This window comes from Mycobacterium kyogaense (assembly GCF_003254575.1).
Classification (GTDB): Bacteria; Actinomycetota; Actinomycetes; order Mycobacteriales; family Mycobacteriaceae; genus Mycobacterium; species Mycobacterium kyogaense.
In genome coordinates this window covers 59,249-80,680 of sequence record NZ_QJUA01000024.1, presented here as the reverse complement: position 1 = coordinate 80,680, position 21,432 = coordinate 59,249, and the positions used below count along the sequence as shown (strand labels likewise).

Below are 21,432 nucleotides of genomic sequence, written 5' to 3'. Positions count from 1 at the left end.
CCTGCGTCGTTTAGAGTCAAGTGGTTGTGCCCCCGGTGAGATTCGAACTCACACTGGACGGGTTTTGAATCCGTTTCCTCTGCCAGTTGGGATACGGGGGCGTCCTGCACGTTGCGTTGCGGCGCTCAGTGCGGCCTCTCACCTTAGAGGATGGCCCCGCGCTCGCTCATTCGGGCTTCGCCGGACAGAATGTGGAGCATGACTGGGTCCCCGACAGATGCCGCCGCGCCGCACCGAGTGCTCATCGCCGAGGACGAGGCGCTGATCCGCCTGGACCTGGCCGAGATGCTGCGCGAGGAGGGCTACGAGATCGTCGGGGAGGCCGGAGACGGTCAGGAGGCTGTCGACCTCGCCGAATCCCTGCGGCCTGATCTGGTGATCATGGACGTCAAGATGCCGCGGCGCGACGGCATCGATGCCGCCGCGGAGATCGCCGCCAAGCGCATCGCGCCGATCGTCATCCTCACCGCCTTCAGCCAGCGCGAGCTCGTCGAGCGCGCCCGCGACGCCGGCGCCATGGCCTATTTGGTCAAACCCTTCAACATCACCGACCTGATCCCGGCCATCGAGGTGGCGGTCAGCCGGTTCAGCGAGATCACCGAGTTGGAGAGAGAGGTCGCCAACCTCTCCGACCGCCTGGAGACGCGCAAGCTCGTCGAACGGGCCAAGGGTTTGCTGCAGAGCAAGCAGAACATGACCGAACCGGAGGCGTTCAAGTGGATTCAGCGGGCCGCGATGGACCGCCGCACCACGATGAAGCGTGTCGCCGAGGTCGTCCTCGAAACATTGGACCCGCCGGCCGCCGAGGCCGCCGCACCCGCGGAATGACGGCAGAACAGCACCCCGTCCGTTAAGACTGCGTTTCCGGAACCGCCAGATATCGGATTCGGGCGCCGGATGCGCGCCGCGCGTTCCTCAACATCGCGCACCACGGCGATGCGTTGGTTATGGTCGTCGGCGAAGCACCGCCGCCAACACCGTCCGGGGGAGGCACGTCGGTGTCGATCAACACATGAACCGGAGGTGGGACGTGCGCGGTCGCGTGGCACGCAATGCATTTGCTCTCGGGGGAGCGAGCCTGATTGTGCTGGCCTTGGCCGGCTGCAGTCAGGGTGCGCCCGAGGAGCAGGCGTCGCAGGCGAATCTGAAGATCGTCGAGAAGGTGCAGATCGACGAGAACGGCGCGGAGGTCAAGGCCGCCGAGGGTGCGGCACCGGCCGATCCGGCCGGTGACGGCAAGGCCACCTGCCCGCCGGTGTCGATCGCGATGGCCGGGGCGCTCAACGGTCCCGATGCCGCGCTCGGCATCAACATCAAGAACGGCGTGCAGCTGGCGATCGACAAGCACAACGCCGCCAACCCGGGCTGCCAGGTGCAGCTCAAGCCGTTCGACACCGAAGGCGATCCGCAGAAGGCCACCGCCATCGCGCCGCAGATCGTCGACGACCAGTACACGATCGGTCTCGTCGGGCCGGCGTTCTCCGGGGAGACCAAAGCCACCGGCGGCGTCTTCGACCAGGCCGGCCTCGTCGCCGCGACCGCGTCGGCGACCAACGTGACCCTCTCGGAGAACGGCTGGAAGACCTTCTTCCGCGGGCTGGCCAACGACGGCGTGCAGGGCCCCTCGGTCGCCAACTACCTGAAGAACACGCTCTCCAACAAGAAGGTGTGCGTCGTCGACGACAGCACCGACTACGGCCTGGGCCTGGCTCAGGCGGTGCGTGACACGCTGGGCCCGGTGGCCGACGCGGCATGCAACATCTCGGTCAAGAAGGGCGACAAGGACTTCTCGGCCGCCGTCACGCAGGTCAAGGGTGCAGGGCCGGATTCGGTGTTCTACAGCGGCTACTACGCCGAGGCGGCACCGTTCATCCAGCAGCTCAAGGACGGCGGCTTCGAAGGCAAGTTCGTCAGCGCCGACGGCACCAAGGACCCCGAGTTCGTCAAGCAGGCCGGTGAATCCTCCAAGGGCGCGCTGCTGTCCTGCCCGTGCGGCCCGGCCACCGGTGCCTTCGCCGACGAGTACACCAAGAAGTTCAACCAGGAGCCCGGCACGTACAGCACCGAGGGCTACGACCTGGGGACGATCCTGCTCAAGGGCATCGACTCCGGGGCGATCACCCGGCCCGCGCTGCTCGACTTCGTGCGCAACTACGACGGCCAGGGCGTGGCTCGTAAGTACCAGTGGACCCCCGCTGGTGAGCTCACCACGACGCTGATCTGGATGTACGAGGTTCAGTAACTGTTGACGCGAAACGCGTCCGGGCTTGATGGCTCGGACGCGTTTTGCACTCCCTGAGGAGTACGCCACACCGATGTTCCTGGCCGCCAACATCAACTTCAACGTCGGGGCGCTGTTCGACAGCTTCTGGCAGCTGACGATCGACGGATTGTCCTGGGGCGCCATCTACGCCCTGGTGGCGGTCGGCTACACCCTGGTGTTCGGGGTGCTGCGATTGATCAACTTCGCCCACTCCGAGATCTTCATGCTCGGCATGTTCGGCGCGTATTTCGCGCTGGACATGATCCTGGGCTTCACCCCCAGCGGCAACGCCTACAACAAGGGGGTGCTGCTGACCGTCGTCTATCTCGGCGTGGCGATGTTGTTCGCGATGCTCGTCTCCGGCGGCGCGGCCGTCGGTCTGGAGTTCATCGCCTACCGGCCGCTGCGGAAACGTCACGCCCGCTCGTTGACGTTCCTCATCACCGCGATCGGCATGTCGTTCGTGCTGCAGCAGTTCGTGCTCTTCATCCTGCCGAAGTTGATCCCGGGCTACGGCGGGCCGAACGCTCAGCAGCCGATCGTGTTGGTGCAGCCCAAGACTCAGTTCACCTTCTTCGGGGTGGCCGTCTCCAACGTCACGATCGTCATCATCGTCGCGGCACTCGTGCTCGCGGTGCTGACCGACATCGCGATCAACCGCACCAAGTTCGGCCGCGGCATCCGTGCCGTCGCGCAGGATCCGACCACCGCCACGCTGATGGGGGTGTCCCGGGAGCGCATCATCATGACGACGTTCCTGATCGGCGGACTGCTCGCCGGCGCGGCAGCACTGCTGTACACGCTCAAGGTTCCCCAGGGCATCATCTACTCGGGCGGCTTCCTGCTCGGCATCAAGGCGTTCTCGGCCGCGGTGCTCGGCGGTATCGGCAATCTGCGCGGCGCCCTCCTGGGCGGTCTGATCCTGGGCATCATGGAGAACTACGGCCAGGCCGTCTTCGGTACGCAGTGGCGGGACGTGGTGGCGTTCGTGCTGCTGGTGTTGGTGCTGCTGGTGCGCCCGACGGGCATACTCGGCGAGAGCCTCGGAAAGGCACGAGCATGAGCGGCTTCATCTCGAGGGTGACGGACTGGTGGGACGGTCTGTCGCGTCCGCAGAAGTGGGTGTTCGGCGTCATCCTGTTCCTCGGCGTCGGGCTGTCGCCACTGTTCACCCCGCCCTTCATCGACACTCCCGGCATCAGCTTCGGCGGCACGATGGCGCAGTTCGCAATGGTCGCGATCATCGCGATCGGCCTCAATGTCGTTGTGGGACAGGCGGGTCTGCTCGATCTCGGGTATGTCGGGTTCTACGCGGTGGGCGCCTACACGGTCGCGCTGTTGACCAGCCCGGAGAGCCCGTGGAACCGGATGGGCGCGACGGGCTTCTTCAGCGAGCCGTGGGCGTGGTTGTCGTGTGTTCCGCTGGCGATGGCCGTCACCGCACTGACCGGGCTGATTCTCGGCTTCCCCACGCTGCGGCTGCGCGGCGACTACCTGGCGATCGTCACACTCGGCTTCGGCGAGATCATCCGCCTGCTGGCCGACAACCTGGCCGACATCACCAACGGGCCCCGCGGCCTCAACGGAGTCGCCTTCCCGCACATCCTGGAGACCGAGAAGAACCCGCGCGGCGTGTTCTCCGTGTCGAACTCCACCGGCGACGCCAACTACGGCACCTGGTGGTTCTGGGTGGGACTGCTGCTGATCGTCATCATCCTGCTGCTGGTCGGCAATCTCGAACGCAGCCGGGTCGGGCGAGCCTGGATCGCGGTGCGCGAAGACGAGGACGCCGCAGAAGTGATGGGCGTCAACACCTTCAAGTTCAAGCTGTGGGCGTTCACGATCGGCGCGGCGATCGGTGGGCTGTCCGGGGCGCTCTACGCGGGCCAGGTGCAGTACGTCGCACCGCCGACGTTCAACATCATCAACTCGATGTTGTTCCTGTGCGCCGTCGTACTCGGCGGCCAGGGCAACAAACTCGGTGTGATCCTGGGCGCGTTCATCATCGTCTACCTGCCCAATCGCCTTCTCGGCGTGCACTTCCTGGGCATCGACATGGGCAACCTGAAATACCTCTTCTTCGGGTTGGCGCTCGTCGTCCTGATGATCTTCCGGCCGCAGGGCTTCTTCCCGGCTCGCCAGCAGCTGCTCACCTACGGCAAGGCGGCGCGCAATCTGCTCAGAACCGGCCCGTCGGAGAAGGAGTCGGCGCGATGAGCATCGAGGACCTGGCCGGCGTACACCGCGAGATCGCGGCCGACGAGGGTGAGGTGCTGCTCGCCACCAAGGATCTGACGGTGCAGTTCGGCGGTCTGACCGCGCTGGACTCGGTGACGTTCGACATCCGGCGCGGCGAGATCCTCGGCCTCATCGGACCGAACGGGGCGGGAAAAACCACCTGCTTCAACGCGATCACCGGTGTGTACCGGCCCAGCGCCGGGTCGGTGACCTTCGACGGTGAGACGCTGGGACGGATCAAACGGCACCAGATCACCCGGCGGGGCATCGCCCGCACCTTCCAGAACATCCGGCTGTTCGGGGAGATGACGGCGCTGGAGAACGTGATGGTCGGTACCGACGCGCGGCATCGGACGTCGGTGCCTGGTGCGCTGTTCCGATCGCCGAGGCACCGGCGCGAAGAGCGCTCGGCGATCGAACGTTCGGCGGCGCTGCTCCACTTCGTCGGCATCGCGCATCGCGGCGAGGAGAAGGCCAAGAACCTCTCCTACGGTGATCAGCGGCGCCTCGAGATCGCCCGCGCCCTGGCCACCGAACCGAAGCTGCTGTGCCTCGACGAGCCCGCTGCCGGGTTCAACCCGAGCGAGAAGTCGGCGCTGATCGACCTCATCCGCAAGATCCGCGACGACGGCTACACGGTGCTGCTGATCGAGCACGACATGCGCCTGGTGATGGGTGTGACCGACCGCATCGTGGTGCTGGAGTTCGGTCGCAAGATCGCCGACGGCCTGCCCGCCGAGATCCGCGAGGACCCCAAGGTCATCGCCGCCTACCTGGGAGTGCCCGATGACGAGCTCAGCTGAGTCCCGACCGGTGCTGCTGGAGGCCCGCGATGTCGTAGTGCACTACGGCCGGATCAAGGCGCTGCATTCGGTGTCGTTGACGGTGCACGAGGGCGAGCTCGTCACGCTGCTCGGCTCCAACGGCGCGGGCAAGACCACGATGATGCGGGCGATCTCCGGGCTGCTGCCGCTGACGTCGGGCTCGGTGTGGTTCGACGGGCAGGACGTGAGCAAGGTGAAGGCGCACCGACGCGTCACCGACGGCCTGATCCAGGCGCCCGAGGGGCGCGGCGTGTTCCCCGGCATGACCATCCTCGAGAATCTCGAAATGGGTTGCTATGGGCGCAAGTTCGCGTCGAAAGCCGAGCACGACGAGAAGCTCGACTGGATTCTCGAGACGTTTCCGCGGCTGGCGGAGCGCAAGACCCAGGTGGGGGGCACGCTGTCCGGGGGAGAGCAGCAGATGCTCGCGATCGGCCGGGCGTTGATGGCGCGACCCAAGGTGCTGCTGCTCGACGAGCCGTCGATGGGTCTCGCGCCGATGGTCATCTCGCAGATCTTCAAGATCATCGCCGAGATCAACTCGACCGGAACCACCGTGCTGCTCGTCGAGCAGAACGCCCAGCAGGCGCTCAGCCGCTCGGACCGGGCCTACATCCTGGAGACCGGTGAGGTCACCCGGTCGGGCAACGCCCGAGAGTTGTTGGCAGACGACAGTATTCGCGCGGCCTACCTCGGCGTCGCCTGAGGGGTCACCTCCTTCGGCGAGCGCGCGTGTCTGTACAACGACGCGCCGCTCCGGCTGGCATTCCACGCGCCGTCGTTGCGGTGTGAGCGAGCGCTAGTCGACGCGAAAGCGTTTCAGTCGCGACGTGGCACCCGAGGCGAGTGTCACATGGCTGCGGGGCACGTCGAGATGCTCGGCAAGCACCCGGATCACGGCCTCGTTCGCCTTGCCGTCCACGGCGCGCTCGCGTACATAGATCGTCAGCGTGCCGTCGGGGCCCGTCTCGACAAGCGGTCCCTTCGTGCTGCCGGGTTTCACCCGCACCGATATGACATCTGCCACCCGCTCATTCAGCCGCGAGCGCACGCGAAATGCCAGTGTGTCGCGGCGTGTCGTGTGCAGACCCGCGCGCTCGCCGGGCAGCTACCGGGCGACGACGACCGAAGAGCCGTGGCCGAACAGGCCCTGATTGGCGGTGACGCCCACGGTCGCACCCTCGACCTGACGGCCGGTGGCCTGTCCCTTGAGCTGCCAGGTGAGTTCGCAGACCTGAGCGATGGCCTGCGCGGGAATGGCTTCGCCGAAGCTCGCCAGCCCGCCGGAGGCGTTGACCGGGATGCGGCCGCCGATGGTGGTCGCGCCGCTGCGCAGCAGCTGCTCGGCCTCACCCTTCTTGCACAGTCCGAGGTGCTCGTACCAGTCCAGTTCCAGCGCAGTGGACAGGTCGTAGACCTCGGCCAGGCTGAGGTCCTCGGGTCCGATTCCCGCCTCGGCGTAGGCGGCATCGAGGATCTGGTCCTTGAACACTCGCTTGGGACCCGGCACGACGGCGGTGGAATCCGTTGCGATATCGGGCAATTCGGGCAGATGCTGAGGGTACTGCGGCGACTGCAGGCTCACCGCGCGCACCGAGGGAACACCGGAGACGGAACCGAAGTGCTTCTCGGTGAACGCCTTGCTGGCCACGATCACCGCGGCCGCACCGTCGGAGGTGGCGCAGATGTCGAGGAGCCGCAGCGGATCGGACACCACAGGGCTGGCCAGCACGTCCTCGACGGATGCTTCCTTGCGGTAGCGCGCATTCGGGTTGTTCAGACCGTGGCGGGCGTTCTTGACCTTGACGTTCGCGAAGTCCTCGAGCGTCGCGCCGTAGAGATCCATCCGGCGCCGGGCGAGCAGCGCGAAGTACACGGTGTTGGTGGCGCCGATCAGGTGGAAGCGCTGCCAGTCCGGGTCGTTCTTGCGTTCACCGCCGACCGGAGCGAAGAAGCCCTTCGGCGTGGTGTCGGCGCCGATCACGAGCGCAACGTCGCACAGTCCGGCCAGGATCTGCGCGCGAGCGCTCTGCAGCGCCTGCGATCCGCTGGCGCAGGCTGCGTAGCTCGAGGTGACGGGAATGCCGTTCCAGCCCAGCTTCTGGGCGAACGTGGCACCGGCGACGAAGCCGGGGTAGCCGTTGCGGATGGTGTCGGCCCCGGCGACGAGTTGGATCTGCTTCCAGTCCAATCCGGCCTCGGCCAACGCCGCGCGGGCCGCGACGACGCCGTACTCGGTGAAGTCGCGTCCCCACTTGCCCCACGGGTGCATACCGGCACCGAGGATGTAGACGGGTTCCGGCGGGCCGGAGCGAAGCGACTCGGGGGAATGATCCGGTGCCATCAGGCGATCCTCCAGGCATGAACGATGCGCTCTGTGCCGTCGTCGTCGACGTAGAGCGGCATCGTGGTCAACTCCATCTCCATACCGACCTTCAGGTCGGCGGCGAGCGTGCCTTCGACCACCTTGCCCAGGACGATCAGTCCTTCGGCGGCCAGTTCCACCGCGGCGACGGCGAACGGCTCGAAGGGATCCGGCGAGGGGTACGGCGGCGGTGGTGCGTAGCGGTTCTCGGTGTAGCTCCACAGCGTGCCGCGCCGCGACAGGGGCACCTGGGCCAGGTCGTCGCCGTCGCAGCCGGGATTGGGGCAGTTGTTCTCGCGTGGGGGAAAGACGTAGGTCCCGCACTGATGGCACTTGGCGCCGATGAGGTAGGCCTCGCCAGAACCATCGGTGGCGAACCAGCCGTCGACGGCGGGTTGCGTGGAAGCTGACACGCGGTCAGCGTACCCAGTCCCGGCGGAAAACTGAAACGTGTTCCAATTCAAATGCTCGAAGGCTACCGAGGGCTCGACGCCAGCAGGACGTCGAGCAGCTCGTCGGGTCTGTCGCGCATCAGGTTGTGTTTGCCGTCGAGCTCATGGGTGATCCAGGCCGGATCGTCGCGGACGCGGTCGTGGGACAGGCGCATCGGGGATTCGCCGGGCCAGTCGAGCGCATAGACGTAGGTGCGTTGCCGGAGCCGGTCGAGGTCACCGCGCAGCTTCAGTTTCTGCAGTACCGACGCCAGTGGGTGCGACGTCGCTCGCGCGTCGAAGAACGGCAGCGGCGGCACCCCGAAGCCGCTCTCGTCGACGTCCAGATACCAGCGCCGCTCGTCGTCGTTGACCAGATCCCAACAGGATTCGCCGTCGCGGGGCACCACAGCGTCGATGAACACCAGCGAGTCCACCCGCTCGGGGATGCGGTCGGCGACACCGGTGATCACCATCCCGCCGTAGCTGTGCCCGACCAGGACGAGTCCGTCGCTGGTGGGATCGATGGCGGCGACGACGTCGGTGATGTGAGTGTCGAGATTCACCCCGCCGGGCAGCACGTGGGCGCGCTCCGCGACGCCGCTGAGCGTGACGGCTACGACGTGGTGACCGGCCGCGCGAAGCGCGGTGGCCATGTCATCGAAACACCATGCGCCGTGGCACATTCCGGGAACGAGTACGTACGTGGTCATGTTTCCACGGTGAACCGTGGTCGGCCATAAGTCCAATACATCTTCGTTCTCGTTCCTATAATCGATCGTTATGGAGCTGCGTCAGCTCGAGTATCTGGTCGCTGTCGTGGAAGAGGGCAGCTTCACCCGGGCCGCGCAGCGCGAACGGGTGGCGCAACCCGCGGTGAGCGCGCAGATCCGACGCCTGGAGCGGATGGTCGGTCAGCAGCTGCTCACGCGGTCCAGTCGCGAGGTGCGGCTGACCGAAGCCGGCGCGGCACTGCTGCCCCACGCCAGGGCCGCGCTGGCCGCGGTCCGTGCCGGTCAGCACGCCGTCGACGAGGTGGCCGACATCGTTCGGGGCGCCGTGGCGATCGGCACGGTGACACTGCATCCAGTGGACGTCGCCGCTCTGATGGCCGATTTCCACCGTGACCATCCACAGGTCGAGCTGACCCTGCTCACGGACAACTCCGATGAGCTGCTCGGCAGGCTCGCCGATGGACGGCTCGACCTGGCGATCGTGTCAGTTGCCGCCGACGTGATGCCCGACGGGCTCGACGGTGTCCCCATCACCGACGAAATCATCGAGGCCGCAGTCGCTCTCGACCATCCGCTACGGCGACGCGCGACGGTGACGCTGCCCGAGCTGTGCGAACTGCCGCTGATCTCGCTGCCCGTCGGCACCGGGTTGCGATCCCGCCTCGACGAGGCCTGTGCGGCGGCGGGCGTGCAGCCACGAATCGGCTTCGAGGCGACCAATCCGCAGGAGCTGGCCGACCTGGCCCGCCACGGACTGGGCGTCGCCATCCTGCCCCGGTCGATGGCGCGCGGGGACGCCGGCCTGCATGCCCTGCGGCTGACGCCGACGCTGCGCGGACGGTTGGTGTGGGCGTGGCGCCGTGACTCCGCCGGCCCGGCTGCGCGAGCGTTCTGCGCGTTGGCGCGCCGTTCCCTCAGGTCTGCAGACCGCGAATGAGCGCGTCGATCGTCTCGGTGAAAGATGCTGCTGCATCTGATGTTTGACTCACCCCGGCGAGTTCCAGGGTGACTGCGCCGTGCTGGCCGTTCCACATCGCCTGGGCTGCGTCCACCGGGTCGAGATCGGCGCGCAGAGCGAGCCCGGCGACCATGTCGACCAGGACGGTGAACACCTCGCGGCCCCGAGTGGTCACGGGCGAGGCCGGGTCTGCGGCGGGTGATCCCGTGGCGAAGATCAGTGCATAGCGCGCGGGATGGGCGAGCGCGAACCGGCGGTACCCCTGGCAGGCGCGGCGCAGGCGGTCTGCCGGGCTACCGGTGTCGGACCCCACGTCGATCGCAGCGGCGAGATCGTCGAATGCCCGAAGGGCGAGGGCGGCGAGCAGACCGTCCTTGCTGGTGAATCGGTTGTAGACGCCCATCGGTGCCACCCCGGCCTCTCGGGCGACGGACCGCACCGTCACCGCGCCGGCACCGTCGCGGTCGAGGACCGTCTCGGCCGCGCTCAACAGCGCGGCCGAGACCTGTTCACTCGCGGTGCGGCGCCGGGTCACCGTCACGCCGCCTCGGTGATGCCTTGACGCGCGAGCCACGCCAGCGCGTCGTCGGCGACCTCGCGCCACCCGTGGTCGATGGTCAGCGAGTGGCCACGACCCTCGAACTCGTGGAAGTCGGTGACGGCATCGCTACGGTACAACCGGTGCGCCGCTTCGGCGGTCGCGTGCGGCACGGTGTGATCGGCCGATCCGGCGGTGATCAGCAGCGGTCCGCGCGTGGCGTTGGCGGTGTCGACTGCGGCCGGCGAGTGGCGGTGGAGGCTGGCGCCGGCTGCCTCGAACAACGGCTTGCCCGGGGAAGGGATCGACCATTGCTCCCACAGGGCGTCGGATTCCTCCTGGCTCAACGCGTTGCCGAAGCCGTACCGCCACTGTGCCCGCGTCAGGCCCTTGGCGCGCCCGCGATTGAGCGGATTGCCCAGCACCGGGAACGCCGAGCGCAACTGCGCGAGAGGCAGTCCCGTCACGCCTTTGATCGGGGCGGGGTCGATCGCGATGGCTGCCGCGGCCTTGTTCTCGCCCAGTAGCTTCTGGGCGATCAGGCCGCCAAAGGAGTGGCCGATCACCACCGGCGGGGTGTCGAACTCGGCGACAGCCTTCGCGAAGTGGGCGGTCAGTTCGTCGATGCCGACGCCGGCCTGCGCCGCGGGGTTCTGCCGGGTCTCCTCGACCGTCGGCAGCTCGCCGGGCCAGGCGGGGGCGACGGCGTAATGGCCGTGCTCGGCGACGTAGTCGATCCAGGGTTGCCACGCGGTGTGGGCGACCCACAGGCCGTGGATGAAGACGATGTTCGTCATGACGGGCTCCTGCTCGTTATAGAACGATGTTACATAAGAAGGGCATCTGCTGTAACCGCCCCGACCTCGCGTTCATTCCCGCCGGTCGCCGTGTCGGTCGGGATGCCTAGAGTGAAGGCCGTGAGCCCAGCCAAGACCGCATCGGCGACCGATCAGAAACAGACCCTGATGCTGCTGGACGGCAATTCGCTGGCCTTCCGCGCGTTCTACGCCCTGCCTGCCGAGAACTTCAAGACCCAGGGCGGGCTCACCACGAACGCGGTGTACGGCTTCACCGCGATGCTGATCAACCTGCTGCGCGACGAACAGCCCAGCCACATCGCCGCCGCCTTCGACGTGTCCCGGCAGACGTTCCGCAAGGAGAAGTACCCGGAGTACAAAGAGGGCAGGTCGGCCACCCCGGACGAGTTTCGCGGACAGATCGACATCACCAAGGAGGTGCTCGGGGCGCTGGGCATCACGGTGCTGGCCGAGGCGGGGTTCGAGGCCGACGACATCATCGCAACGCTGGCCACGCAGGCCGAGAACGAGGGCTACCGGGTGCTCGTGGTCACCGGTGATCGCGACTCGCTGCAGTTGGTCAGCGACGACGTCACGGTGCTCTATCCGCGCAAGGGGGTCAGCGAGCTGACGCGGTTCACCCCTGAGGCGGTCGTCGAGAAGTACGGGCTGACGCCGGCGCAGTACCCCGATTTCGCAGCCCTGCGCGGCGACCCGAGCGACAACCTGCCGGGCATCCCGGGCGTGGGGGAGAAGACCGCGACCAAGTGGATTTCGGAGTACGGAACGCTGCAGTCCCTCGTCGACAACGTCGACAAGGTGAAGGGCAAGGTCGGTGACGCGCTGCGCGCGCACCTGTCCAGCGTCATCCTCAACCGCGAGCTGACCGATCTGGTCAAGGACGTCCCGCTGGCCCAGACTCCGGACACGCTGCGGATGCAGCCCTGGAACCGCGACCAGATCCACCGCCTGTTCGACGACCTCGAGTTCCGGGTGCTGCGCGACCGGTTGTTCGACACGCTGGCCTCGGCCGATCCCGAAGTGGACGAGGGCTTCGAGGTGCGCGGCGAAGCCCTGGCGCCCGGCACGTTGGCGGCCTGGCTCGCCGAGCACGCCGACGGCGGCCGCTTCGGCATCGCGGTGGTCGGCAACCACCTGGCGTTCGACAGCGACGCGACCGCGCTCGCGCTGGTCGCGCCGGACGGCGACGGCCGCTACATCGACACGACCTCGCTCAGTCCCGAGGACGAGCCCGCGTTGGCGTCCTGGCTCGCCGACCCCTCACAGCCGAAGGCGTTGCACGAGGCCAAGCTCGCGATCCACGATCTGCAGGGCCGGGGGTGGACGCTCGCCGGTGTCACCTCCGACACCGCGCTCGCGGCCTACCTGGTGCGGCCCGGTCAGCGCAGCTTCACCCTCGACGATCTCTCGCTGCGGTATCTGAAGCGTGAACTGCGTGCCGACAATGCTGAGCAGCAACAACTTTCGCTGCTCGACGACAGCGACGGCGTCGACGACCAAGCGGTGCAGACGCTGCTGCTGCGGGCCAATGCGGTCAAGGATCTCGCCGACGCCCTCGATGAGGAGCTGGCCCGCATCGACTCCTCGGCGTTGTTGGGCAGCATGGAGCTGCCCGTCCAACGGGTGCTCGCCGATCTGGAAACCGCGGGCATCGCCGTCGATCTGGACATGCTCACCGCGCTGCAGAGCGAATTCGCCGGCCAGATTCGCGACGCCGCGGAGGCCGCCTACGCGGTGATCGGCAAGCAGATCAACCTCGGCTCACCCAAGCAGCTGCAGGTGGTGCTGTTCGACGAGCTGGAGATGCCGAAGACCAAGCGCACCAAGACCGGCTACACCACGGACGCCGACGCGCTACAGGGCCTTTTCGACAAGACCGGCCACCCGTTCCTGCAGCATCTGCTGGCCCATCGAGACGCCACGCGCCTGAAGGTCACCGTCGACGGGTTGCTGAACTCGGTGGCCGGCGATGGCCGGATCCACACGACGTTCAACCAGACGATCGCGGCCACCGGCCGGTTGTCCTCGACCGAGCCCAACCTGCAGAACATCCCGATCCGCACGGAGGCGGGCCGCCGGATCCGCGACGCCTTCGTTGTCGGCGGTTCAGTGGGCACGGGCTACGGCGAGCTGATGACCGCCGACTACAGCCAGATCGAAATGCGCATCATGGCGCACCTGTCCCGCGATGAGGGGCTGATCGAGGCGTTCAACACGGGTGAGGACCTGCACTCGTTCGTGGCGTCCCGGGCGTTCGACGTCCCGATCGACGAGGTGACGGCGGAACTGCGACGCAGGGTCAAGGCGATGTCGTACGGCCTGGCCTACGGCTTGAGCGCATACGGATTGTCCGCGCAGCTCAAGATCTCCACCGAGGAGGCGAAGGTCCAGATGGATCAGTACTTCGCCCGCTTCGGCGGTATCCGCGATTACCTGCGCGACGTCGTCGACCAGGCCCGCAAGGACGGCTACACCTCGACGGTGTTCGGTCGCAGGCGCTACCTGCCCGAACTCGACAGCAGCAACCGCAACGTGCGCGAAGCCGCGGAGCGGGCGGCGCTGAACGCGCCGATCCAGGGCAGTGCCGCCGACATCATCAAGGTCGCGATGATCAACGTGGACCGCGCGATCTCCGACGCCGGCCTGAACTCCCGCATGCTGCTGCAGGTGCACGACGAGCTTCTCTTCGAGGTCGCCGACGGCGAACGGGACGCGTTGGAAGCGCTGGTGCGCGAACACATGGGTGGCGCCTATGCGCTCGACGTCCCGCTGGAGGTGTCGGTGGGGTACGGCCGCAGCTGGGACACCGCGGCGCACTGAACATCTGCTATATATGCACACCTACATAATGTGGTGGGCATGAGCAGGAGGCAACGACGTGGCCGAGCATTCGTTCGATGAGTCGATTCGACTCCAACCGGTCGAGGCCGGCGTGCTGCGCGGGAAGACCACTGCCGCGTGGGCGAACATGGTCGGTCCATTCGGCGGCATGACCGCGGCTCTGATGCTGCGCGCGATCGACATGCATCCGGAGCGCACCGGTGCGCCCCTGGCGCTCACCGTCAACTTCGCGGCACCCATTGCCGATGGCGAGTTCGACGTCACCGCGCGTCCCCTGCGCACCAACCGGAGTAACCAGCATTGGTTCGTCGACCTGGTTCAAGACGGGACCATCACGACGACGGCGACTGCGGTGTTCGGCCTACGGCGCGATACGTGGTCGGATACCGAGAAGCGCATGCCTCACGTTCCCGGGCCCGAGGAGGTGGAGGAGCGGGGGCTGCCGCCGATGATCGCGTGGGCCCGCAACTACGACATGCGCTTCATCGACGGCGCGGCTCCCACCAAGGGTGCGGCGCCGTCAGACTCATCGACGACGATGCTGTGGGCACGCGATCGAATGGGACGCCCTCTCGACTTCGCCGCGCTCACTGCCGCCAGCGACATCTTCTATCCGCGGATCTACTTGCGGCTCGGCGCGCCCACGCCGGCCGGCACGATCTCGCTGACCACCTACTTTCACGCCACCGACCTCGAACTCGCCTCTGCAGGAGACGATTTCGTTCTCGGCTGCGCATCGGCAAACCGATTCGCCGGTGGCTATTTCGATCAGTCCGCAGAGATCTGGAGTCGTTCGGGCACCCTGCTGGCCACCACGCATCAGATCGTCTACTTCAAGACATAGCGACTACGACGGCGGATTGCCGCGCACGATCAGCTCGCGAGGACCGGTCGGAAGCCGCCAGTGGAAGGTGATCGCCGCCAGCCGGAGCAGTGTCGCCACCAGTGTGCCGACGGCGACGCCGATCCACTGCGGGCCGTAGTAGTCGATGACGACGTAGATCACCGAGCCCAGCATCGCCGGAACGGCGTACATGTCGTCTGGGCCCATCACGACGGGCACGTCGCGGGCCGTGACATCGCGAATGATGGTGCCGGCCAATGCCGACACCATGCCGAGCAGCGCCGCGGCGAACCAGCTGGCGCCGTGGTCGACGGCCAGCGCGGCACCCGAGGTGGCGAAGAACCCCATCCCGACGGCATCGAGCATCGCGACCGGATGATGAAGCCTGATGACCGTGCGCGCGAACAGCGTGGCCAGGGCTGCCGCGGCCAGGCACACGGTGACATCGGGCCAGCGCTGCAGGGATTGCGGGGGATCGATGTCGAGCAGGACGTCACGCAACACTCCGCCGCCGACGCCGGTCAGCACCGCCATCGCCGCGATCCCGAACACGTCGAACCCCTTGCGGACCCCGAGGACTGCACCGGACGCCGCGGCGGCCGCGATGCCGAGGTAGTTGAGGATGTGCTGGATCACCAGCCGAGTATGGCGGCCCGTGGGCCTTCAGTACGCACGGAAGCCAGCCATGTGCTGTAACGCCGGTGATGTGGCGCGTGCCGCGTACAGCGCGTAGGTCTCCTCGTGGAGCAGGGCCGTGACGCGTTGATCGCCGAAGCCCCGATCGATCCGGTCGCGCACGAACGCCAGCTCGATAACGCGGTGGGCGAAGTGCCGCACCGAGGCCGCCGCCGGATTTCCGCCGAAGCGGTGCGCCGTGTCGACGGCGAGCTTGCGCGCCCTCATCGATCCCAGCCAGGTTGCCTCGTTCGGGCTGACCAATCCGGCGGCCACCATTCCGGGCAGCTTGCCCGCCACCACGACCTGCTCGCGGCGGCGGCTGCGCACGGCCAGCGTGATCGCGAGCGCGAACACCGGCACCATCCACAGCGCGTAGACCGCGAAGTAGGCGCCCGCCCCGAGCAGCGACGAACCGTTCCACATCCCGTGCAGCAGCACCGCCGCCGCGTACCCGAGCAGCAGAGCTCCTGCCTTGCCGGCGGCCGAGCGGCGATGCAGCGCGTACCAGACCCCGATCGCCGTCATCGTGGTGAACAGCGAGTGCGCGAACGGCGACATGATCAGGCGCAGGGCCGCGGTCACCAGCGACTCGGCCACCGACTCACCGTTCGCGATGTAGAGGATGTCCTCCAGCCAAGCGAACCCGGCGCCGACGAGGCCCGCATACACCAGGCAGTCGGTCAGCGAGTTCAGCTCGTAGCGCCGGACGCCCGTCATCATCAGCAGCAGGAACACGCCCTTGGCGGCTTCTTCGGTCACCGGCGCGCCCACCACCAGGGTGAATGGACTGATGTCGCTGGAGCCTGCGGGGTGTACCCAGGCCTCGAGCACGATCTGCAGGACCGCCGAGATGACGACAGCCGCCGACGTGCCCCAGAGGAAGGCCAGCAGCAGCAGCCGGGGTGGCTCCGGCTCCCAGCGGTCCAGCCACAGGTAGGACAGCACCACCACGGTCATCGCGATGCTGGAGAGCACGAAACCGATGGACGTCCCGACCGGATTGATGGCGGTGAGCACGATCACGATCAGCCCGGCGACGGTGCCGAGTGCGATGAGCAGACCCAGAGGTGCGCCGACCCGGCGAACACGTGTCACGCTGAGCACAGTAGCGGCCGCTGGGGGTGGGTTTGTCCTGCGTGTGCCCCGTCGAGTAGCCTTGACAGGTACCTGTGCGTTCTTTTCGCGGGTGCGATCAACAAAACACTCTCTGTCCCTACGATTGAACCTGTCCGGAGCAACCCACCACATGCCAAGTCCCTCCGTCACGTCTCCGCAAGTAGCCCTCAACGACATCGGCTCCGCGGAGGATTTCCTCGCCGCCATCGACAAGACCATCAAATACTTCAACGATGGCGACATCGTTGAAGGGACCATCGTCAAGGTGGACCGCGACGAGGTCTTGCTCGACATCGGCTATAAGACCGAAGGCGTCATCCCTTCTCGCGAACTCTCGATCAAGCACGACGTCGACCCCAATGAGGTTGTGTCCGTCGGCGACGAGGTCGAAGCGCTGGTCCTCACCAAAGAGGACAAAGAAGGCCGCCTCATCCTGTCCAAGAAGCGCGCCCAGTACGAGCGCGCCTGGGGCACCATCGAAGAGCTCAAGGAGAAGGACGAGGCCGTCAAGGGCACCGTCATCGAGGTCGTCAAGGGCGGCCTGATTCTCGACATCGGCCTGCGCGGCTTCCTGCCCGCGTCGCTGGTCGAGATGCGTCGAGTCCGCGATCTGCAGCCGTACATCGGCAAGGAGATCGAGGCCAAGATCATCGAGCTCGACAAGAACCGCAACAACGTGGTGCTCAGCCGCCGCGCCTGGCTGGAGCAGACCCAGTCCGAGGTGCGCAGCGAGTTCCTCAACCAGCTCACTAAGGGCGCCATCCGCAAGGGTGTCGTCTCCTCGATCGTCAACTTCGGCGCGTTCGTCGATCTCGGCGGCGTCGACGGTCTGGTGCACGTCTCCGAGCTGTCCTGGAAGCACATCGATCACCCGTCCGAGGTGGTGCAGGTGGGCGACGAGGTCACCGTCGAGGTGCTGGACGTCGACATGGACCGCGAGCGGGTTTCTCTGTCGCTCAAGGCGACTCAGGAAGATCCGTGGCGCCACTTCGCCCGCACCCACGCGATCGGTCAAATCGTGCCCGGCAAGGTCACCAAGCTGGTGCCGTTCGGTGCGTTCGTCCGCGTCGAAGAGGGCATCGAGGGCCTGGTGCACATCTCCGAGCTGTCCGAGCGTCACGTCGAGGTCCCGGATCAGGTGGTCCAGGTCGGCGACGACGCGATGGTCAAGGTCATCGACATCGACCTGGAGCGTCGCCGCATCTCGCTGAGCCTCAAGCAGGCCAACGAGGACTACAACAGCGAAGAGTTCGAGGCCTGGAAGTACGGCATGGCCGACAGCTACGACGACCAGGGCAACTACATCTTCCCCGAGGGCTTCGACGCCGAGACCAATGAATGGCTCGAAGGCTTCGAGAAGCAGCGGGACGAGTGGGAGGCCCGGTACGCCGAGGCCGAGCGCCGGTACAAGATGCACACCGCGCAGATGGAGAAGTTCGCCGCGGCCGAAGCCGAAGAGGCGGCGCGTCCGACGACTTCGTCATCGTCGTCGAACGGTCGCTCGGAGGAGTCGACCGGGGGCTCGCTCGCCAGCGACGCCCAGCTCGCCGCGCTGCGTGAGAAGCTCGCAGGCAACGCGTAAGTCAGTTCACGATCGAAGGCCCCGGCTCGGAAGAGTCGGGGCCTTCGTCGTCTGCGTGGCAGTCGTCCTGACAGACTGTGGGGCGTGCTGCGAATCGGGTTGACCGGAGGAATCGGGGCGGGCAAGTCGACGGTGTCGGCGACGTTCGGCGAACTCGGCGGCATCGTCGTCGACGGCGACGTCATCGCCCGGGAGGTCGTCGAGCCTGGTACCGAGGGGCTCGCCAAGCTGGTCGAGGCATTCGGGGAGGACATCCTCGCCGAGGACGGAACGTTGAACAGGCCCGCGCTGGCCGCGATCGCATTCAGCGATGAAGAGAAGCGCAAGACGCTGAACGGAATCGTGCATCCGCTTGTCGGACAACGACGTTCGGAGCTGATCGCCGCCGCGGCCGACGACGCGGTGATCGTCGAGGACATCCCGCTGCTGGTCGAATCGCACATGGCGCCCTTCTTTCCCCTGGTCATCATCGTGCACGCCGACGAAGAGGTCCGGGTGAAGCGGCTGATCGAACACCGCGGGTTCACCGAAGACGACGCGCGGGCACGCATCGCGGCGCAGGCCACAGAGGCCGACCGGCGGGCCGTCGCCGATGTCTGGCTCGACAATGCCGGCACCGCCGACCAATTGAAGGCCGCCGCGCGAACTCTGTGGAACGACCGCATGGGACCGTTCGCCGACAACCTGCGCGCAGGCCGGCCGGCCCCCACTGAGCCACGGTTGGTTCCGCCAGATCCCGAGTGGCCCGCTCAGGCCGAACGGATTCTCGCCAGGCTGCGCACGGCCTGCGGGCATCACGCCTCACGGGTGGATCACATCGGTTCGACGGCGGTACCCGGACTCGACGCCAAAGACGTCATCGACGTACAGGTCACCGTCGCGTCTCTGGATGTCGCCGACGACCTCGCCGAGGCGCTGCTGGGCGCCGGGTACGTCCGCACGGAGATCACCGAGGACATCGCTAAGGACACGGCCAAGGACGGCGTCGACGGCCAGTGGGGCAAGCGGCTCTACTGCTCGGCCGACCCCGGCCGTCCGACCAACGTGCATGTCCGGGTCGACGGGTGGCCCAACCAGCGGTTCGCGCTGCTGTTCGTCGACTGGCTGACAGCCGAGCCGGCGGCGCGCGCCGAGTACCTGGAGCTCAAACGCCGCGTAGCCGCCGAGGGCCATGCCACCACCGGTGACTACGCGGACGCCAAGGAGCCGTGGTTCGCCGACGCGTACCGCCGAGCGTGGGCGTGGGCCGATGCGACGGGCTGGCGCCCCTACGCCTGAGAGCCTTCAGTGGCGGTCCGCGTTCGCATGGATCGCGTCTCGGCAGTACGCCGCGAAGCCCGGCAGCTCGAATGATTCGTCGTACCGGGCGACATAGCGTGGATCACTGACGTACATGTCGCCCAAGGTGCGGTGCATGGCCGGCGGGCAGTCGTAGAACCACCGGTTCACATGGAGTCGGTGTTGTTCGGCCGCGTGCATCGCCGGGTCGGAGTCGGCGGGAAGTCCGGCGCGATAGGCCTCGGAGAGGGCCTTCTCGACCGCCTCGCCCTCGGCTTTGATCCGGATCCAGTCCTCCTTGCCGTAGGACTTCGTCCTGCGCTGGGACTCCTTCCACTGCTCGGACTCGCCGAACTTCTCCTGCGCTTCTGCCTGGTAATCGTCGAAGCCCTCCCCGAAGAGTTCGCGCATGTCGTCGTCGGTCATGGGGGTGTTCGCCATTGCTTTCTCCAATGCCTGATCGATTGCCTCGACGAGATCTCTCATCTCCTCGAGCCGGGACATGACGCGTTCGCGCTGACGAATCAGGTGGCTGACGTTGTCGCCGTCGGCCAGGAGCTGCGCGATCTCGTCGAGGGGCAGCTCGAGCCGGCGGTAGACGATGATCTGGGACAACCGAGTCAGATCCTCGGCGGTGTACACCCGATATCCCGACGAATTGCGGCGTCCCGGGGTCAGCAACCCGATGTCGTCGTAGTGGTGCAGCGTCCGGACCGTGATACCGAACCGCTGCGCGACCTCACCGACGGTGAGTTCTTCCACACCCATCTCCTGCGTCACGTTGACCAGGTTGGTGCCTCACGGTCCGTGAGGGTCAAGTCCTCAGGTAGGCGGTGGCGCGGGGTCCGCGGCCGCGGCGGGGTCAGCGGGCGGTGTGGGCTCGCCACCGGCCGGGATGTCCAGCGGGGCGCCGCACTGCAACGTGCCGTACAGCGGATCGTCCTTGACGCGGAAGAACCGCGGCGCGATGAACTGATCGGCCTGCGCCACGATCTGGTCGTCGACGAGGATCTCGCAGTGCAGGTTCGAGCCGTAGGGCCACTGGATCGAGATCTGCATCCCGGCCAGCTTGGGGTCGGTCAGCACCGTGTCCACTTCGAACGTCTGCCCCGGCAGCATCGTCGGTTGCGCGCTGTTGACGTTCTGGTCGTCCTGCTTGTAGGCGACCACCGCGCCGCGCGAGGTGCCGTCGGCGCGCGCACGGTAGATCACGTTGTGCTGAACCGGCGGTGCGGGCGGCTCCGCGCCGGGGGCAGCAGGATCGGCTACGGCGATGGCTCCGCCGGCTGGGACCGTGAGCGCACCCGCCGCGATGATCGCGGCGGCCGCGATCGTGCGGGCGCCCCGCGTCCGTCTCCTCGAACTCACATCGGGAGTCTATGCTCCGCGCCACGTCAGCGTGATGCCGATGGTTGCCAGCCACCGGTCCAGGTCGTAGCCGTGCCGGGCGAGCGCCTCCACGGTCTGCACCGCGGTGTGGATCGCACGCTCGGCGTCGCCGGGGTCGAGGAGGCCGTCGCCGAGCGCCGCGACGAGTTCGTCGACGTCGGTGACGTCGACCCCGCGGCCGGTGCGCAGCACCAGGTCGAGGTAGTGGTCTTCGCCGATCCAGAGCTGCGGGCCGGGCGTGTAGACGCCGACGTCGAGGTAGAAGTCCTGGTCTCGTTCATGGCCGGGATGGAAATGGAAGACGGTCACCCGCAGGTTCAGCGCCGGCAGCAACCAGGACTCGAGGTAGCCGAACTGGGCCCGACCCGGGGCGGGCCTGGCCATGTACAGCCCCCAGGGGTGCAGGTCGTAGACGTCGACGTCCCGCACGACGCCTTTCGGATCGGTGTTGGTCCGGGCGACGAGGTCGAAGGTCTCGCGTTTGGGTGGATGGATGCCGATCAGGATAGGCAGCGCGGGGGTCCGGGGGGAACCG

The 21,432-nt window shown here is 67.1% G+C and carries 22 protein-coding genes and 1 tRNA gene; 11 read left to right on the top strand and 12 right to left on the bottom strand.

The window, feature by feature from the left end; translation table 11 throughout:
• Positions 1-27: 27 nt before the first annotated feature.
• A tRNA-Leu gene (locus tag DMB80_RS16985) sits at positions 28-101 on the bottom strand.
• 97 nt (positions 102-198) lie between these two features.
• On the opposite strand from DMB80_RS16985, the gene DMB80_RS16980 reads away from it, so the two are divergent.
• The 6 genes from DMB80_RS16980 to DMB80_RS16955 all read left to right on the top strand — a co-directional run bounded on the left by DMB80_RS16980 (position 199) and on the right by DMB80_RS16955 (position 6,031).
• Positions 199-828, top strand: a complete 630-nt coding sequence (locus tag DMB80_RS16980) for an ANTAR domain-containing response regulator (protein WP_111510927.1) — start codon at positions 199-201, stop codon at positions 826-828.
• 202 nt (positions 829-1,030) lie between these two features.
• A complete protein-coding gene (locus DMB80_RS16975) occupies positions 1,031-2,242 on the top strand; it encodes a branched-chain amino acid ABC transporter substrate-binding protein (RefSeq protein ID WP_111510926.1) in 1,212 nt (403 codons plus the stop codon).
• A gap of 73 nt (positions 2,243-2,315) precedes the next feature.
• Positions 2,316-3,326, top strand: a complete 1,011-nt coding sequence (locus tag DMB80_RS16970; protein ID WP_111510925.1) for a branched-chain amino acid ABC transporter permease — start codon at positions 2,316-2,318, stop codon at positions 3,324-3,326.
• Positions 3,323-4,480, top strand: coding sequence for a branched-chain amino acid ABC transporter permease (locus tag DMB80_RS16965; protein WP_111510924.1), 1,158 nt, complete (start codon positions 3,323-3,325; stop codon positions 4,478-4,480). The genes DMB80_RS16970 and DMB80_RS16965 overlap by 4 nt, the downstream gene beginning before the upstream one ends.
• Positions 4,477-5,304, top strand: a complete 828-nt coding sequence (locus tag DMB80_RS16960; RefSeq protein WP_046363843.1) for an ABC transporter ATP-binding protein — start codon at positions 4,477-4,479, stop codon at positions 5,302-5,304. The genes DMB80_RS16965 and DMB80_RS16960 overlap by 4 nt, the downstream gene beginning before the upstream one ends.
• Positions 5,288-6,031: an ABC transporter ATP-binding protein gene (locus DMB80_RS16955; RefSeq protein WP_111510923.1), complete on the top strand. Its 744-nt coding sequence runs from the start codon at positions 5,288-5,290 to the stop codon at positions 6,029-6,031. Before DMB80_RS16960 ends, DMB80_RS16955 begins: the two co-directional genes overlap by 17 nt.
• 93 nt (positions 6,032-6,124) lie before the next feature.
• On the opposite strand, the gene DMB80_RS16950 is transcribed toward DMB80_RS16955, so the two are convergent.
• The 4 genes from DMB80_RS16950 to DMB80_RS16935 all read right to left on the bottom strand — a co-directional run bounded on the left by DMB80_RS16950 (position 6,125) and on the right by DMB80_RS16935 (position 8,834).
• Positions 6,125-6,352, bottom strand: coding sequence for a DUF167 domain-containing protein (locus DMB80_RS16950; protein ID WP_111510946.1), 228 nt, complete (start codon positions 6,350-6,352; stop codon positions 6,125-6,127).
• A gap of 81 nt (positions 6,353-6,433) precedes the next feature.
• Entirely contained in the window at positions 6,434-7,669 is a 1,236-nt protein-coding gene (locus DMB80_RS16945) for a lipid-transfer protein (protein ID WP_111510922.1), read from the bottom strand.
• The gene (locus DMB80_RS16940; RefSeq protein WP_046363846.1) at positions 7,669-8,103 is read right to left on the bottom strand and encodes a Zn-ribbon domain-containing OB-fold protein; all 435 of its coding nucleotides are present in this window, start codon (positions 8,101-8,103) and stop codon (positions 7,669-7,671) included. Before DMB80_RS16940 ends, DMB80_RS16945 begins: the two co-directional genes overlap by 1 nt.
• Before the next feature lie 62 nt (positions 8,104-8,165).
• Positions 8,166-8,834 (bottom strand): alpha/beta fold hydrolase, encoded by a 669-nt coding sequence (locus tag DMB80_RS16935; RefSeq protein ID WP_111510921.1) that lies wholly within the window; start codon positions 8,832-8,834, stop codon positions 8,166-8,168.
• 70 nt (positions 8,835-8,904) lie between these two features.
• Here DMB80_RS16935 and DMB80_RS16930 point away from each other — a divergent pair, with 70 nt between their 5' ends.
• Positions 8,905-9,792: a LysR family transcriptional regulator gene (locus DMB80_RS16930; RefSeq protein ID WP_111510920.1), complete on the top strand. Its 888-nt coding sequence runs from the start codon at positions 8,905-8,907 to the stop codon at positions 9,790-9,792.
• On the opposite strand, the gene DMB80_RS16925 is transcribed toward DMB80_RS16930, so the two are convergent.
• Together DMB80_RS16925 and DMB80_RS16920 are read right to left on the bottom strand one after the other, a co-directional pair.
• On the bottom strand, positions 9,770-10,354 hold the full coding sequence (locus tag DMB80_RS16925) for a TetR/AcrR family transcriptional regulator (protein WP_162938575.1): 585 nt from the start codon (positions 10,352-10,354) through the stop codon (positions 9,770-9,772). The genes DMB80_RS16930 and DMB80_RS16925 overlap by 23 nt on opposite strands.
• The gene (locus DMB80_RS16920; protein ID WP_111510918.1) at positions 10,351-11,148 is read right to left on the bottom strand and encodes an alpha/beta hydrolase; all 798 of its coding nucleotides are present in this window, start codon (positions 11,146-11,148) and stop codon (positions 10,351-10,353) included. The genes DMB80_RS16925 and DMB80_RS16920 overlap by 4 nt, the downstream gene beginning before the upstream one ends.
• A 102-nt stretch (positions 11,149-11,250) precedes the next feature.
• On the opposite strand from DMB80_RS16920, the gene polA reads away from it, so the two are divergent.
• Both polA and DMB80_RS16910 read left to right on the top strand, forming a co-directional pair.
• Positions 11,251-13,989: a DNA polymerase I gene (polA, locus tag DMB80_RS16915; RefSeq protein WP_240431238.1), complete on the top strand. Its 2,739-nt coding sequence runs from the start codon at positions 11,251-11,253 to the stop codon at positions 13,987-13,989.
• A gap of 58 nt (positions 13,990-14,047) precedes the next feature.
• The gene (locus DMB80_RS16910; RefSeq protein ID WP_111510917.1) at positions 14,048-14,854 is read left to right on the top strand and encodes an acyl-CoA thioesterase; all 807 of its coding nucleotides are present in this window, start codon (positions 14,048-14,050) and stop codon (positions 14,852-14,854) included.
• 3 nt (positions 14,855-14,857) lie between these two features.
• Here the strand turns inward: DMB80_RS16910 and DMB80_RS16905 are convergent, their stop codons facing one another.
• Positions 14,858-15,490 (bottom strand): trimeric intracellular cation channel family protein, encoded by a 633-nt coding sequence (locus tag DMB80_RS16905; protein ID WP_046363852.1) that lies wholly within the window; start codon positions 15,488-15,490, stop codon positions 14,858-14,860.
• 27 nt (positions 15,491-15,517) lie between these two features.
• Positions 15,518-16,627 (bottom strand): PrsW family intramembrane metalloprotease, encoded by a 1,110-nt coding sequence (locus DMB80_RS16900; RefSeq protein ID WP_240431237.1) that lies wholly within the window; start codon positions 16,625-16,627, stop codon positions 15,518-15,520.
• A 151-nt stretch (positions 16,628-16,778) separates the two neighbouring features.
• Here DMB80_RS16900 and rpsA point away from each other — a divergent pair, with 151 nt between their 5' ends.
• Both rpsA and coaE read left to right on the top strand, forming a co-directional pair.
• A complete protein-coding gene (gene rpsA, locus DMB80_RS16895) occupies positions 16,779-18,230 on the top strand; it encodes a 30S ribosomal protein S1 (protein WP_046363854.1) in 1,452 nt (483 codons plus the stop codon).
• An 84-nt stretch (positions 18,231-18,314) separates the two neighbouring features.
• Positions 18,315-19,508, top strand: a complete 1,194-nt coding sequence (gene coaE / locus DMB80_RS16890) for a dephospho-CoA kinase (RefSeq protein WP_111510915.1) — start codon at positions 18,315-18,317, stop codon at positions 19,506-19,508.
• Between the two features lie 6 nt (positions 19,509-19,514).
• Here coaE and DMB80_RS16885 read toward each other — a convergent pair whose 3' ends face one another.
• Genes DMB80_RS16885 through DMB80_RS16875 form a run of 3 tightly spaced genes read right to left on the bottom strand, consistent with a single transcriptional unit; the run spans position 19,515 to position 21,392 of the window.
• Positions 19,515-20,270 (bottom strand): MerR family transcriptional regulator, encoded by a 756-nt coding sequence (locus DMB80_RS16885; RefSeq protein ID WP_111510944.1) that lies wholly within the window; start codon positions 20,268-20,270, stop codon positions 19,515-19,517.
• Between the two features lie 60 nt (positions 20,271-20,330).
• Positions 20,331-20,876, bottom strand: coding sequence for a hypothetical protein (locus DMB80_RS16880; protein WP_111510914.1), 546 nt, complete (start codon positions 20,874-20,876; stop codon positions 20,331-20,333).
• Positions 20,877-20,885: 9 nt separating this feature from the next.
• Positions 20,886-21,392 (bottom strand): ribonuclease FAU-1 family protein, encoded by a 507-nt coding sequence (locus DMB80_RS16875; RefSeq protein WP_162938580.1) that lies wholly within the window; start codon positions 21,390-21,392, stop codon positions 20,886-20,888.
• Positions 21,393-21,432: the final 40 nt, after the last annotated feature.

What these genes read in the sequence shown, in the direction of transcription:
- DMB80_RS16980 (WP_111510927.1), top strand. Translation starts at nt 199, where the DNA reads ATGACTGGGTCCCCGACAGATGCCGCCGCGCCGCACCGAGTGCTCATC.
- DMB80_RS16970 (WP_111510925.1), top strand. Translation starts at nt 2,316, where the DNA reads ATGTTCCTGGCCGCCAACATCAACTTCAACGTCGGGGCGCTGTTCGAC.
- DMB80_RS16965 (WP_111510924.1), top strand. Translation starts at nt 3,323, where the DNA reads ATGAGCGGCTTCATCTCGAGGGTGACGGACTGGTGGGACGGTCTGTCG.
- DMB80_RS16960 (WP_046363843.1), top strand. Translation starts at nt 4,477, where the DNA reads ATGAGCATCGAGGACCTGGCCGGCGTACACCGCGAGATCGCGGCCGAC.
- DMB80_RS16955 (WP_111510923.1), top strand. Translation starts at nt 5,288, where the DNA reads ATGACGAGCTCAGCTGAGTCCCGACCGGTGCTGCTGGAGGCCCGCGAT.
- DMB80_RS16945 (WP_111510922.1), bottom strand. Translation starts at nt 7,669, where the DNA reads ATGGCACCGGATCATTCCCCCGAGTCGCTTCGCTCCGGCCCGCCGGAA.
- DMB80_RS16935 (WP_111510921.1), bottom strand. Translation starts at nt 8,834, where the DNA reads ATGACCACGTACGTACTCGTTCCCGGAATGTGCCACGGCGCATGGTGT.
- DMB80_RS16930 (WP_111510920.1), top strand. Translation starts at nt 8,905, where the DNA reads ATGGAGCTGCGTCAGCTCGAGTATCTGGTCGCTGTCGTGGAAGAGGGC.
- DMB80_RS16920 (WP_111510918.1), bottom strand. Translation starts at nt 11,148, where the DNA reads ATGACGAACATCGTCTTCATCCACGGCCTGTGGGTCGCCCACACCGCG.
- polA (WP_240431238.1), top strand. Translation starts at nt 11,251, where the DNA reads ATGCCTAGAGTGAAGGCCGTGAGCCCAGCCAAGACCGCATCGGCGACC.
- rpsA (WP_046363854.1), top strand. Translation starts at nt 16,779, where the DNA reads ATGCCAAGTCCCTCCGTCACGTCTCCGCAAGTAGCCCTCAACGACATC.